Origin of the sequence: Kluyvera georgiana ATCC 51603, assembly GCF_001654985.1 — a bacterium.
Taxonomy (GTDB): domain Bacteria; phylum Pseudomonadota; class Gammaproteobacteria; order Enterobacterales; family Enterobacteriaceae; genus Kluyvera; species Kluyvera georgiana.
In genome coordinates, this window is the sequence record NZ_LXEU01000072.1 from 1 (window position 1) to 12796 (window position 12796).

11 protein-coding genes, 2 tRNA genes and 1 rRNA gene are annotated in these 12796 nt (G+C 54.7%); 8 read left to right on the forward strand and 6 right to left on the reverse strand.

Going from position 1 to position 12796, the window contains the following annotated elements; translation table 11 throughout:
• The first annotated feature begins 165 nt into the window (after positions 1-165).
• The 3 genes from rrf to dkgB all read left to right on the forward strand — a co-directional run bounded on the left by rrf (position 166) and on the right by dkgB (position 1517).
• Positions 166-281: ribosomal RNA gene (gene rrf, locus M989_RS18155) — 5S ribosomal RNA — on the forward strand.
• Positions 282-473: 192 nt separating this feature from the next.
• A tRNA-Asp gene (locus tag M989_RS18160) sits at positions 474-550 on the forward strand.
• A gap of 163 nt (positions 551-713) precedes the next feature.
• Positions 714-1517: a 2,5-didehydrogluconate reductase DkgB gene (dkgB, locus tag M989_RS18165; protein ID WP_064547630.1), complete on the forward strand. Its 804-nt coding sequence runs from the start codon at positions 714-716 to the stop codon at positions 1515-1517.
• Positions 1518-1603: 86 nt separating this feature from the next.
• Here dkgB and yafC read toward each other — a convergent pair whose 3' ends face one another.
• Entirely contained in the window at positions 1604-2497 is an 894-nt protein-coding gene (gene yafC / locus M989_RS18170; RefSeq protein ID WP_064547631.1) for a DNA-binding transcriptional regulator YafC, read from the reverse strand.
• Between the two features lie 104 nt (positions 2498-2601).
• Here yafC and M989_RS18175 point away from each other — a divergent pair, with 104 nt between their 5' ends.
• Positions 2602-3777: an MFS transporter gene (locus M989_RS18175; RefSeq protein WP_064547633.1), complete on the forward strand. Its 1176-nt coding sequence runs from the start codon at positions 2602-2604 to the stop codon at positions 3775-3777.
• Positions 3778-3919: 142 nt separating this feature from the next.
• Complete coding sequence (locus M989_RS18180) at positions 3920-4714, forward strand: endonuclease/exonuclease/phosphatase family protein (RefSeq protein ID WP_064547635.1); 795 nt, start codon at positions 3920-3922, stop codon at positions 4712-4714.
• A 56-nt stretch (positions 4715-4770) separates the two neighbouring features.
• Here the strand turns inward: M989_RS18180 and mltD are convergent, their stop codons facing one another.
• Both mltD and gloB read right to left on the reverse strand, forming a co-directional pair.
• The gene (gene mltD, locus M989_RS18185) at positions 4771-6132 is read right to left on the reverse strand and encodes a murein transglycosylase D (RefSeq protein WP_064547637.1); all 1362 of its coding nucleotides are present in this window, start codon (positions 6130-6132) and stop codon (positions 4771-4773) included.
• 71 nt (positions 6133-6203) lie between these two features.
• Positions 6204-6959 (reverse strand): hydroxyacylglutathione hydrolase, encoded by a 756-nt coding sequence (gene gloB, locus M989_RS18190; protein WP_064547639.1) that lies wholly within the window; start codon positions 6957-6959, stop codon positions 6204-6206.
• Between the two features lie 30 nt (positions 6960-6989).
• Between gloB and M989_RS18195 the strand changes: the two genes are divergently transcribed.
• Positions 6990-7715, forward strand: coding sequence for a class I SAM-dependent methyltransferase (locus M989_RS18195; RefSeq protein ID WP_064547641.1), 726 nt, complete (start codon positions 6990-6992; stop codon positions 7713-7715).
• Here M989_RS18195 and rnhA read toward each other — a convergent pair.
• Complete coding sequence (gene rnhA / locus M989_RS18200; protein ID WP_164092403.1) at positions 7712-8290, reverse strand: ribonuclease HI; 579 nt, start codon at positions 8288-8290, stop codon at positions 7712-7714. The genes M989_RS18195 and rnhA overlap by 4 nt on opposite strands.
• Between rnhA and dnaQ the strand changes: the two genes are divergently transcribed.
• Positions 8244-8975, forward strand: a complete 732-nt coding sequence (dnaQ, locus tag M989_RS18205; protein WP_064547680.1) for a DNA polymerase III subunit epsilon — start codon at positions 8244-8246, stop codon at positions 8973-8975. The genes rnhA and dnaQ overlap by 47 nt on opposite strands.
• A 129-nt stretch (positions 8976-9104) precedes the next feature.
• Positions 9105-9181, forward strand: a tRNA-Asp gene (locus tag M989_RS18210).
• 88 nt (positions 9182-9269) lie between these two features.
• Here the strand turns inward: M989_RS18210 and M989_RS18215 are convergent.
• Both M989_RS18215 and fadE read right to left on the reverse strand, forming a co-directional pair.
• Complete coding sequence (locus M989_RS18215; protein ID WP_064547645.1) at positions 9270-10040, reverse strand: amidohydrolase; 771 nt, start codon at positions 10038-10040, stop codon at positions 9270-9272.
• A gap of 129 nt (positions 10041-10169) precedes the next feature.
• The gene (gene fadE / locus M989_RS18220) at positions 10170-12614 is read right to left on the reverse strand and encodes an acyl-CoA dehydrogenase FadE (RefSeq protein ID WP_064547647.1); all 2445 of its coding nucleotides are present in this window, start codon (positions 12612-12614) and stop codon (positions 10170-10172) included.
• Positions 12615-12796: the final 182 nt, after the last annotated feature.

The window sequence follows — 12796 nt, forward strand, 5'->3', positions numbered from 1 at the left end:
TTGATAGGTCGGATGTGTAAGCGTAGCGATACGTTGAGCTAACCGATACTAATGAACCGTGAGGCTTAACCTTACAACGCCGAAGATGTTTTGGCGAAGAGACGAAGATTCAGCTTGATTACAGATTAAATCAGAACGCAGAACGCGGTCTGAAAACAGAATTTGCCTGGCGGCTGTAGCGCGGTGGTCCCACCTGACCCCATGCCGAACTCAGAAGTGAAACGCCGTAGCGCCGATGGTAGTGTGGGGTCTCCCCATGCGAGAGTAGGGAACTGCCAGGCATCAATTTAGCAGTATGGCACTAAAATTCGGGGCAGTTCGCTACTCGACAGAGAGTAGGACAAAAGCGAAAGCTTTTGAACGTTGCAAAGCAACGGCCCGAAGGGTAAATCACGAAGTGATTTATAAACTGCCAGGCATCAAATTGCAGTAAACCGGGATGAATAATCCGGGTAGTGACAAAGAAATTCGGTGGAGCGGTAGTTCAGTCGGTTAGAATACCTGCCTGTCACGCAGGGGGTCGCGGGTTCGAGTCCCGTCCGTTCCGCCACTTATTAAGAGCCCTGAGCATTTGCTCAGGGCTTTTTCTTTGCGTATCGTTTGATTATTGCTGTTTGAGCAAAAATCCTCTGCATTTCACGATCTTTTTCTCGATCCTCACCTTCGTCATAATGGTTCCAGTTAACCCATTTTGATAAATAAAGAGGAAAATCATGACAATCCCTGCATTTGGTCTCGGTACCTTCCGCCTGAAAGACGACGTTGTTATTGCATCTGTAAAAACCGCGCTGGAGCTTGGCTACCGTACTATCGATACCGCACAGATCTATGACAACGAAGCGGCCGTAGGCCAGGCCATTGCCGAAAGCGGCATCGCGCGTGATGAACTGTTCATCACCACCAAGATCTGGATTGAAAATCTGAGCAAAGACAAGCTGGTCGCCAGCCTCAAAGAGAGCCTGCAGAAGCTGCGTACCGACTATGTTGACCTGACGCTGATCCACTGGCCGTCGCCGAACGACGCCGTGGCGGTTGAAGAGTTTATGGCTGCGCTGCTGGAAGCGAAAAAACAAGGTCTGACTCGCCAGATCGGGATCTCTAACTTTACGATTCCACTGATGAAGCGCGCTATTGCTGCCGTAGGCGCAGAAAACATCGCCACTAACCAGATTGAGCTGTCACCGTACCTGCAAAACCGTAAAGTCGTTGATTGGGCTACCGAGCACGGTATCCATATCACTTCTTATATGACGCTGGCATACGGTAAGGCACTGAAAGATGAAGTGATTGCAGACATAGCGAAGAAACATAATGCGACGCCTGCGCAGGTTATTCTGGCCTGGGCAATGGGTGAAGGCTATGCGGTCATTCCATCTTCTACCAAGCGTGAGAACCTGGCAAGCAACCTGCTGGCGCAGGATCTGAAATTGGATGCTGAAGATAAAAAAGCCATCGCCGCGCTGGACTGCAATGACCGCCTGGTCAGCCCGGAAGGTCTGGCGCCTGAGTGGGACTAATGACCCTTTAACCCTCTGAAGCCCTCTGGTAGCCCGGACGAAACGATCATGTCGATTCCGGGCCTCCCAATCAGCCGTGCGATTCGTTACCGATTTTCCTTCACATACTCGCTCAGAAAATCAATAAATGCCCTGATACGGGTGCTCACTGCCCGGTCACTGTAGTAAACCGCGCTAAACGGCATCTCCACGGGCAGCCGCTTGTCGGCCAGTAGCTCAACAAACTCTCCGCTCGCAATCTCTTTATCCACCATGTAGTCCGACAGACAGGCAATACCGTTGCCGTTCAAACACAGCTGTTTGATCGTTTCTCCGCTGTTGGATGTAATTTCGCAGCTGACTTCCATAAACTGCCCATCGCAGCAGTACACAGGCCACGTGTTCAGTGAAGAGGGCTCGGTGAAACCAAGACACTGGTGCTCTTTCAAATCTGCAACGTTCTCCGGCTTGCCATGGCGGGCAACATACTCCGGCGATGCGATGATCTTACGATAGCTGTTAAACAGGGGGCGCGCGCGCAGGCTGGAGTCGGTTAATGTTCCCGCCCGGATAGCCACGTCCACCTTACGCTCAATCAGGTTGATGAAGGTCTCAGACGACACCAGAGAGAGCGTCATCTCTGGATAGCGTTCGCGAAACGGCTTAATCAGCGGCATCAGGAAGTGCAGCATGACCGGCGTGGCCGCGTCGACCCGCAGCAGACCCCGCGGTGTATTGCGCGTATCCAGCAGCTCATTTTCCGCAGCGGCCATCTCTTGTAGCACGACCTGCATGCGGCGGAAGTAGCGTTCACCCTCTTCGGTCAGACTCAACTGACGCGTGGTGCGGTTTAGCAGGCTCACGCCGAGCTTGGATTCCAGCTTCTTAACCGCCCGGCTCACCGCCGAGTTAGCCAGGCCCAGTTGCTCTGCTGCCCGGCTAAAACTACCGCTTTCAACCACCGCCACGAAAATGGCGATCTCTTCTGATGTTGCTCTCATTGTTGCACCTGACGCAAAATTCTATTGAGATTTTGAATATTTTTGTTATTTAAACACCCCGGCATACTACGTGTCATCTTAATACTGATGATGTGGAGTAAATTATGCCGCTGGCGCTACTTGCCTTAACGATCAGTGCCTTCGCTATTGGCACAACCGAATTTGTGATTGTCGGACTGGTTCCGACGATCGCTGAACAGCTCGCCATCTCCCTGCCTTCCGCTGGGATGCTGGTTTCCATTTATGCTCTGGGCGTGGCTATCGGCGCGCCGGTGCTCACCGCGCTGACGGGCAAACTGCCGCGTAAGCAGCTGCTGCTGGCGCTGATGGTACTGTTTACCGCCGGAAACCTGCTGGCCTGGCAGGCGCCGGGATACGCTACCCTGGTCGTCGCGCGTCTGTTGACCGGCCTGGCTCACGGCGTGTTCTTCTCCATTGGCTCAACCATCGCCACCAGTCTGGTGCCGAAAGAAAAGGCCGCCTCGGCGATCGCTATCATGTTCGGTGGTCTGACCGTGGCGCTGGTGACCGGCGTGCCGCTGGGCACCTTTATCGGCCAGCATTTTGGCTGGAGAGAGACGTTCCTGGCTGTTTCTGTACTGGGCGTGATTGCGCTGATTGCCAGCGCCATACTGGTGCCTGGCAATATCCCGGGCCGCGCGCCTGCAAGTTTAGCCGACCAGTTGAAAGTGCTGACTCACCCGCGTCTGCTGATGATTTACGCGATTACCGCGCTGGGCTATGGCGGCGTCTTTACCGCCTTCACCTTCCTGGCGCCGATGATGCAAAATCTGGCGGGCTTTACCCCGAACGCGGTCAGTTGGATCCTGTTAGGCTACGGTGTGGCGGTCGCAGTAGGGAATATCTGGGGCGGTAAACTGGCCGATAAACACGGTGCGGTACCGGCACTGAAATTTATCTTCGCCGCGCTGGCGGTGCTGCTGGTCGTCTTCCAGTTCACGGCGTCAATTCAGTATGCTGCACTGGCAACGGTATTGGTGATGGGCGTGTTCGCTTTTGGTAACGTGCCCGGTTTGCAGGTCTACGTGGTGCAGAAAGCCGAGGAGTATACGCCAGCTGCCGTTGATGTGGCATCGGGTCTGAACATCGCTGCTTTTAATGTCGGAATTGCTATCGGCTCCGTCGTGGGGGGCCAAACCGTCGAACACTATGGCCTGGCACAAACGCCGTGGATTGGCGCGCTGATTGTCGTGGGGGCGCTGCTGTTGACCGGTTTGAGTGGCCGCCTGGACAAGCCCACTCGTGTGGTGCCTGGTTAGAATTTTGTCGGTAAGCACAGGCTTACAGAAGTTCACCCAGCTTTATCACAAATAGCGTTGAAACCGCGGGCAAAAGCCCCTATAACTGAGGAACCTTCCTGGAATCAGGCGGGTTCTTTGCTTATTGAGGTTATAAAAGAAAGTGCGAAAAAATACCTACGCCATGCGCTACATTGCCGGACAGCCAGCGGAGCGGATCCTCCCGCCACCAGGCACGTATTCCGGGTTGAGCGAGGCATTATCGGTGGGTAAGCCGTTAAGCACTGAAGAGAATATTCGCATCCTGGTGTGGAATATCTTTAAGCAGCAGCGCGCTGAATGGCTGTCGGTGCTGAATAAGTACGGTAAAGATGCGCACCTTGTACTACTGCAGGAAGCGCAAACCACGCCAGAACTGGTAAAGTTTGCGACCACTAACTATCTCGCGGCCGATCAGGTTCCCGCGTTTGCGCTGCCGCATCATCCCTCCGGCGTGATGACGCTGTCCGCCGCTCAGCCCGTCTACTGTTGCCCACTGCGTGAACGCGAGCCGATTCTGCGGCTGGCGAAATCGGCGTTAGTGACCGTTTACCCACTTCCTGATTCGCGGTTGCTGATGGTCGTGAATATTCACGCCGTTAACTTTAGCCTTGGCGTTGATGTCTACAGTAAACAGCTGATGCCCATCGGCGAGCAGATTGCCCAACATAATGGCCCGGTGATCATGGCCGGGGATTTCAACGCCTGGAGCCGCCCACGTATGAACGCGCTGTATCGTTTTGCGCGTGACATGTCGTTGCGTCCGGTACGCTTTGACGACGATCAGCGCCGCCGGGCGTTTGGTCGTCCGCTGGATTTCGTCTTCTATCGTGGGTTGAACGTGAATGATGCTTCCGTACTGGTTACTCGCGCATCGGACCACAATCCGCTGATCGTAGAATTCAGCCCCAGCAGGTAGGGCTAAAGACATAAAAAAGGCACCGGGGGAACGGTGCCTTTTTTATTGTATGCCTGTCAGGAGTCAGGACGGTCGCTATTCTTAACAAACAGCGTGAGCTGATCGCCCGGCTGCAGGTTGCCAGCGTCACTGTTCCAGCGCATCACATCTTTGATGTTAACGCCGTGACGTTTTGCAATGCTCGACAACGAATCGCCTTTACGTACGCGGTACGTAATGCTGCTGTTATCAGCAAGACGCGCAGCGCTGCTGCCCGCACCTACCGTTAAGCTCTGACCCACTTTCAGGTTGCTACCACGCAGGTTGTTCCACTGCTGCAGGTCCTTCGTCGTCACGCCTAAGCGTGATGCGATACCCGACAGCGTGTCGCCTGAGCGAACCTGATAGCTGCGGCTGGACATCGGTGTATTGTCAGCAACCAGCGTAGGCTGGAGGTCGGAAATTTCACCGGAGGCCAAGGATTCACGCAACTGGTCTGCATGCTTCTGTGGCACCATCACGTACTTCGGACCGCTTGCGCCGAGCGTAGAGCCTTTGACGCCAGCATTGAAGGTCTTCAGCTTGTTGACCGGCATACCAGCCATGTCTGCGAGCTGAGAGATCTCAACCGGGCTATCGAGGCGAACGCGCGCCAGCGCACGGCTTTCGTCGGTTGTTGGCAGACGAACGCCATAGCGTTTGCTGTTTTTGAGGATGTCGCTCAAAGCCAGCATCTTCGGTACGTAGACCTTAGTTTCCTGAGGCAATGGAAGAGACCAGAAGTCCGTAGGCTTACCACGGGCTTTGTTCGCCTTCATTGCTTTCATTACACGGCCTTCACCGCTGTTATACGCCGCCACGGTTAATAACCAGTCGCCGTCGAACATTTTGTTCAAACGCTGCATCATATCCAGTGCTGCCGTTGTGGAAGCAACGACATCACGACGTGCGTCATAACTGCGGGTCTGTTTCAGACCATAATTGCGCCCTGTGCTCGGAATGATCTGCCAGATGCCTGCGGCATTGGCGCCAGACGTTGCGTGCGGGTCAAAAGCGCTCTCCACTATGGGTAGTAATACCAGTTCCATAGGCATGTTACGTTTCTTAACTTGCCCGGCTATCCAGTACATATACGGCTCTGCCCGTAAAGTTACATCGTGGAGATAGCTCTTATTTCGTAAGTACTTCTGTTTCTGTTCGCGAACCCGGGAGTTATCCGGGATTCCCATCTTTAGCTCGTCGCCAATATAAGCCCACAGGTTCTGATTCTGCATGTCGAATGTCCCATCGTCCATCCAACGTGCTTGACTTGCGAACTTACTTGCTTCCCCTTGACTAGCCGCAGAAAGGCTCTGTGCGTGCTGTTGGACGTTGCCCTGCTGTGACGCCTGGCACCCCACGAGCAGGACAGAGGCGAGTAATATCGCTTTTGCCTTCATGTGTGTGTCAATAGTTGCTTAAAAGACGACCGATAATAACGACGAACTTTCGAAAACGCAACCCGGAAGTATCAGAAGTTATCTTTCTTTGACCGTAACCATGCAAAACGCTCTTCAGATTGTAGCAATTTTGTTTCTTTGTTTATTTTATTAATTAAATCAATATCATCCGTTCTTAAAAAGAGATTGATTTGGCGCTCATTTTTCAGAGTTGTGGGGAGTGTCATTTGGTTTTTTGCGCGTAACTCCTTCACTTCTCGATAGTATTCGTTAATGAACAAATCATGCGGTAAAACGCTCAGGGCGAACTTCATGTTGGAGAGCGTATATTCATGTGCGCAACAAATTAGCGTCTCTTCCGGCAGGGTGTTAATGCGCTGCAACGAGCGGTACATCTGGGCTGGCGTGCCTTCGAATAAACGTCCGCAGCCCCCGGAAAACAGGGTATCGCCGCAAAAAAGCCACGGCGCGCTGTAGAAACAGACATGTCCTAAAGTGTGCCCCGGTGTAGCGAAAACGTGAAATTCCTGGTCGAGTACGCGGATCCTATCGCCATCGGCGACAATTTTTGTCGTTCCTTTGTGACGCGTCTCTTCCGGACCGTAAACGATCAGATTCGGATAATGCCTATGCAGATCCGACACGCCGCCAACGTGATCGTTGTGGTGATGGGTTAAGAGGATCGCTTCTGGCTGCCAGCCGTTTTCGGTAATTGCCGCCAGCACCGGGGCCGCTTCACCGGGATCGACAATCAGACAGCGGCCCGTTTCATCATTAAGAACCCAGATGTAGTTGTCCTGAAACGCCGGAATACTGTTAAGATTCATTAGTTACCTCTTAAGCGTAGGGAAGGTGTGATGAAACCGGCAAGGATACCTCAAACAGTGTCAGCGCCTGTCTCGTGGGCGCAATTGCCCTGGGGTGAATATTATCGCGAGGCTATCGATCGTCAACTGAAACCCTGGCTCGGAAAGCTGTACGGCTTTCACCTGCTCAAGATCGGCAACCTGAGCGCGGAGATCAATACTGAAGCCTGCGCGATCTCCCATCAGGTCAATATCTCGCTGGAAGGCAGCCCAATGCAGGTGCTGGCCGATCCGCTGCATCTACCGTTTGCTGAGAAATCGGTCGATGCCTGCCTGCTTGCTCATACCATGCCCTGGTGTAGCGATCCGCACCGTATGCTGCGCGAGGCCGACCGCGTGTTAATCGATGATGGCTGGCTGATTATCAGCAGCTTTAATCCGGTGAGCCTGATGGGGCTGCGCAAGCTCTTTCCCGTGCTGCGTAAATCCGTCCCTTACAACAGCCGAATGTTTACCATGACCCGCCAGCTCGACTGGCTGGCGCTGCTGAATTTTGAAGTGCTGCACCAGAGCCGTTTTCAGGTGCTGCCCTGGGCGAAGCAGGGGGGCGTTATGTTGAGCACCCATTTGCCTGCGCTGGGGTGCTTGCAACTGATTGTCGCCCGAAAACGCACCATTCCGCTGACGCTGAACCCGATGCGGCAAAATAAGGCAAAAAGCCGTATCCCGCAGGCGGTCGGTGCGACCCGCCAGTACCGTAAACCGCCGGACGCTTAAGCTTCCGGCTGGTAGCCGACATCATCGTGGGTGGGGGCGGAGGCTGCCGCTCGCGCCAGCTCATCGCAGCGTTCGTTCTCCGGATGCCCGGCGTGGCCCTTCACCCATTCCCAGCGAATTTCATGCTGGCCAAGGGCCGCATCAAGCCGTTTCCAGAGATCGACATTCTTCACCGGCTTTTTATCTGCCGTCTTCCAGCCACGTTTTTTCCAGTTGTGGATCCACTGAGTGATCCCCTGGCGTACGTACTGGCTATCGGTACTCAGCACCACGGTGCACGGTTCTTTCAGCGCTTCCAGCGCGACGATCGCCGCCATCAGCTCCATCCGGTTATTGGTGGTCAGGCGATAGCCTTCATTAAAGGTTTTTTCCCGCTGGCGATAGCGTAAAATAGCGCCATAGCCGCCGGGGCCTGGGTTACCAAGGCAAGAGCCATCGGTGAAAATTTCTACCTGTTTAAGCATCTCTGGTAGACTTCCTGTATCTGCAATCGAAAGTAAAACGGCAAGTCTGACATAAATGACTGATATGAGCACTGCAATTACGCGACAGATCGTTCTGGATACCGAAACCACCGGTATGAACCAGATCGGCGCGCACTATGAAGGTCACAAGATCATCGAGATCGGTGCCGTCGAAGTAATCAACCGTCGTTTGACCGGCAACAACTTCCACGTTTATCTCAAGCCCGACCGGCTGGTGGACCCTGAAGCCTTCGGCGTTCACGGTATCGCCGACGAATTCTTGCTGGATAAACCCACCTTTGCCGAGGTTGCCGATGAGTTTCTTGACTACATCCGCGGCGCGGAGCTGGTCATCCATAACGCATCGTTCGATATCGGCTTTATGGACTATGAGTTTAGTAAGCTCAATCGCGGTATTCCAAAAACCGATACCTTTTGTAAAGTCACCGATAGTCTGGCGCTGGCGAGGAAAATGTTCCCCGGCAAGCGTAACAGCCTTGATGCGTTATGCTCGCGCTATGAAATAGACAACACCAAGCGTACGCTGCACGGCGCGCTTCTCGATGCCCAGATCCTGGCAGACGTCTATCTGACGATGACCGGTGGGCAGACGTCGATTAAATTTGCGATGGAAGGCGAAGGGCAGCAGCAGGTAGGCGATACCGGAATTCAGCGTATTGTCCGCGCGGCGAGTAAACTGCGCGTTGTTTATGCGACCGATGAAGAGCTGATGAACCATGAATCGCGCCTTGACCTGGTACAGAAGAAAGGTGGAAGCTGCCTCTGGCGGGCATAAAACGGTTATTTTGCTGTGAAAATAAGCGTATGGGCGAATTTTGCAGCAAACGATTCAAAAGCAGAGAAAAAGCGTTGACGGTTTCCGAGGGAATCCGTAATATTCGCCTCGTTCCCAAGGGAACACAGCGGAGCGGTAGTTCAGTCGGTTAGAATACCTGCCTGTCACGCAGGGGGTCGCGGGTTCGAGTCCCGTCCGTTCCGCCACTATTCAGAAAGCCCGAATCAGCAATGATTCGGGCTTTCGTCGTTTTAGCCTTCCAGATTTTTTCGGCACAACTTTGCCGTCCTTTCATTACCCTGGCGCAAACGGATCGGCATCCTGCCAGGCAGGGAAATTCTCGCGATACTCCTGGAGTTGCGACAGAGAAAGTTCCCCATCGATACGGGTAGCCAGGTGCGGCTCGGCGGTGGCAAGAATCTCGCCCTGTGGGGTGATGATACGGCTATCTCCGCGGTAGTGATGGCCGTTGCCGTCGGTTCCAACACGGTTACAGCCTGCGACGTAAGCCTGGTTCTCAATGGCGCGTGCCGTCAGCAGCGCCTGCCAGTGCAGTGAACGCGGCGCGGGCCAGTTCGCAACGTATAGCGCCAGGTCGTAGTCATTGCGGTTGCGCGACCACACCGGGAAACGCAGGTCATAGCAGACCAGCGGCAGAATGCGCCAGCCGCGCCACGTCAACACCACGCGCTGGTTACCCGCAATATAGTGGTGATGCTCATCGGCCATACGGAACAGATGGCGTTTGTCGTAGACGTGGACCTGACCTTCAGGTTCCACGAGCAGGAAACGATTGACCGCCCCCAGCGGCGTTTGCAGCGCGGCGCTGCCGGCAACCAGCGCATTGGTGCGCAGCGCCTGTTCTCGCATCCAGGCGACAACATCTTCCTCTGCCATCGACTGCTCGGCGGCTTCCATGGCAAAACCAGTCGTAAACATTTCCGGCAGTACAATCACGTCACGCCCGACAATCTCTTCCATCTGCCGGTCAAAGTGTCGCAGGTTGGCAGGTCCGTCCATCCAGACCAGCGGTTGTTGTAAAAGGGTAATCTTCAAGCCAGGCACGTGATGAACTCCTTTATTGCAGGACGTAAATCTAACTGTAACACCTTATCAGGACGTTGCCGCGGTGGGGACCATCTGGATAAAAAAAGCGGAGCCAGGCTCCGCTTTGGGGATAACGAATCGAAGGGGTTACGCGGCTTCAACCTTGCGCACGTTGTCCGGCAGCTTTACCGGCTTGGTCGCCAGCTCGTCCGCAGCAAAATCGTCAACGTTGATGCTGCGCAGACGGCTTTCTTCCGCTTTGATCAGAATGGCCGCTTCGGTCTGATCGATAAGCCCTTTTGCCAGCGCGTTACGCGCCAGTTCGTCCAGACGGGTAAACGGCAGGTTTTTGCCAATTTCTTTACAGATACGCTGGTGGATAGGGTCCGCCGCCATCACGTCTACCAGCGCTTCTTCCAACAGGCCCACAGGGTTATGTTCACTCGGGGTCAGGTACTGGCCGCGGCCAATGCGGGAGCGGGTGGCGCTTGGCGTTTGCAGAATCTTCGCCACGCTGTGGTCCAGCTTATCGGACGGCGCATCATAATGACGGCCGGTCGGGAAGATGGCGACGCGCAGTGCGCCAGCAACAAAGCGGTTTGGGAAGTTCTTCAGCAGATCGTCAATCGCCTGTTCCGCCTGATGAAGCGCATCCTGCACGCCCCAATGTACCAGAGGTAAATCGGCTTCATGGCGACCTTCATCGTCATAGCGTTTCAGTACCGCAGACGCGAGATACAGCTGGCTCAGCACGTCGCCCAGACGCGCGGAGATACGCTCACGACGCTTCAGGCTGCCGCCCAGCACCGCCATGGAAACATCGGACAGCAGGGCCAGGTTGGCGCTTAGACGGTTCAGATGCTGGTAGTAACGTTTCGTCGCATCACGGGTCGGCGTCGAGCTGGTTAAGCCGCGAGTGACACCTAACCAGAAGCTACGCACTTTATTGCTGCCGACGTGGCCGATGTGTTTAAACAGCAGTTTGTCGAAGGCGTTAACGTCTTTGTTCTGTGCGGCGGCCATCTCTTCCAGCACGTACGGATGGCAGCGAATGGCGCCCTGGCCGAAGATCATCATGCTACGGGTCAGGATGTTCGCCCCTTCCACGGTGATGGCAATCGGCGCGCCCTGGTAAGCACGGGCCAGGAAGTTGCCTTCGCCCAGCATAATGCCTTTGCCCCCGGCGATATCCATGGCGTCAACAATGGACTGCTGGCCGCGATGGGTGCAGTGGTACTTGACGATAGCCGACAGGACCGCCGGTTTTTCACCGAGCATAATGCCGTAGGTAATCAGGGTCGCGGCGGCGTCCATCACGTAGGCGTTGCCTGCGATACGCGCCAGCGGTTCTTCAATACCTTCCATTTTACCAATGGACACTTTGAACTGACGGCGAATATGCGCGTAGGCACCGGTGGCCAGCGCGACGGATTTTACGCCGCCGGTGGAGTTCGACGGCAAGGTGATGCCGCGGCCTACGGACAGACACTCAACCAGCATACGCCAGCCCTGACCGGCCATTTTTGGCCCACCGATGATGTAATCGATTGGAACAAAGATGTCCTGACCGCGGGTTGGGCCGTTCTGGAACGGCACGTTCAGCGGGAAGTGACGACGGCCAATTTCCACGCCGGGGGTGTTGGTCGGGATCAGCGCACAGGTAATACCTAAATCTTCCGCGCCGCCCAGCAGTTTATCCGGATCGGAGAGTTTAAACGCCAGCCCCAGTACGGTAGCGATTGGGGCTAGCGTAATGTAGCGTTTGTTCCAGGTCAGGCGCATACCCAGCACCTGTTCACCCTGCCATTCGCCCATGCAGACGACGCCGGTATCCGGAATCGCACCGGCATCAGAACCGGCTTCCGGGCTGGTGAGCGCGAAGCAGGGGATTTCCTGACCACGCGCCAGGCGCGGCAGATAATGATTTTTCTGTTCTTCAGTACCGTAGTGCTGCAACAGCTCGCCCGGCCCTAAGGAGTTCGGTACGCCGACGGTAATCGCCAGGATCCCGGAAACGCCGGAGAGCTTCTGCAGGACGCGCGCCTGAGCATAAGCGGAGAATTCCAGGCCGCCGTACTCTTTCTTAATGATCATCGCGAAGAAGCGGTGTTCTTTCAGGTACGCCCACAGCTCCGGCGGCAGATCCGCCATTTCGTGGGTGATCTGGAAATCGTTCGCCATACGGCAGGCTTCTTCAACCGGGCCATCAATAAAGGCTTGTTCTTCGGCAGTCAGTTGCGGACGCGGATAGTTGTGCAGCTTTTTCCAGTCCGGGTTGCCGCGGAACAGATCGCCTTCCCACCAGGTGGTACCGGCATCGATCGCTTCTTTTTCGGTGCGCGACATCGGCGGCATCACCTTACTGAACATGCGGAATACCGGCGCCGAAATCAGCGCTTTACGCATTGGCGTAAAGTTGAACGGCACCAGAATGATCGCCAGCGGCACCAGCAGCCACAAATTCCACAGACCCGCAGCGCCGAGCGCCGCGGTCCAGGCCAGTAAAATCAGGCTACCGAGCGTCAAACTGACGCGGTGATAGAAGAGCACACCGAGTAAAGCAATGGTTAAAACAATACTCAAAATCATCATAGAGAAATGCCCCTGTCTTGTAGGAGGTCTGACCACTTGTGATGATATGGTTTTAGTTGATGTGATTTTAATTAGCAATGTGTTTACAAAATAATTACAACATCGCTCACATTGTTGATGCTTTTTAGCGCACCAAAAATTCAAACATCTGCTGAATAGGTTGGCCCTTGCTTCTCTGCGCT

Coding starts and splice junctions, on each gene's coding strand:
- dkgB (WP_064547630.1), top strand. CDS start 714: ATGACAATCCCTGCATTTGGTCTCGGTACCTTCCGCCTGAAAGACGAC.
- yafC (WP_064547631.1), bottom strand. CDS start 2,497: ATGAGAGCAACATCAGAAGAGATCGCCATTTTCGTGGCGGTGGTTGAA.
- M989_RS18175 (WP_064547633.1), top strand. CDS start 2,602: ATGCCGCTGGCGCTACTTGCCTTAACGATCAGTGCCTTCGCTATTGGC.
- mltD (WP_064547637.1), bottom strand. CDS start 6,132: ATGAAGGCAAAAGCGATATTACTCGCCTCTGTCCTGCTCGTGGGGTGC.
- gloB (WP_064547639.1), bottom strand. CDS start 6,959: ATGAATCTTAACAGTATTCCGGCGTTTCAGGACAACTACATCTGGGTT.
- M989_RS18195 (WP_064547641.1), top strand. CDS start 6,990: ATGAAACCGGCAAGGATACCTCAAACAGTGTCAGCGCCTGTCTCGTGG.
- dnaQ (WP_064547680.1), top strand. CDS start 8,244: ATGAGCACTGCAATTACGCGACAGATCGTTCTGGATACCGAAACCACC.
- fadE (WP_064547647.1), bottom strand. CDS start 12,614: ATGATGATTTTGAGTATTGTTTTAACCATTGCTTTACTCGGTGTGCTC.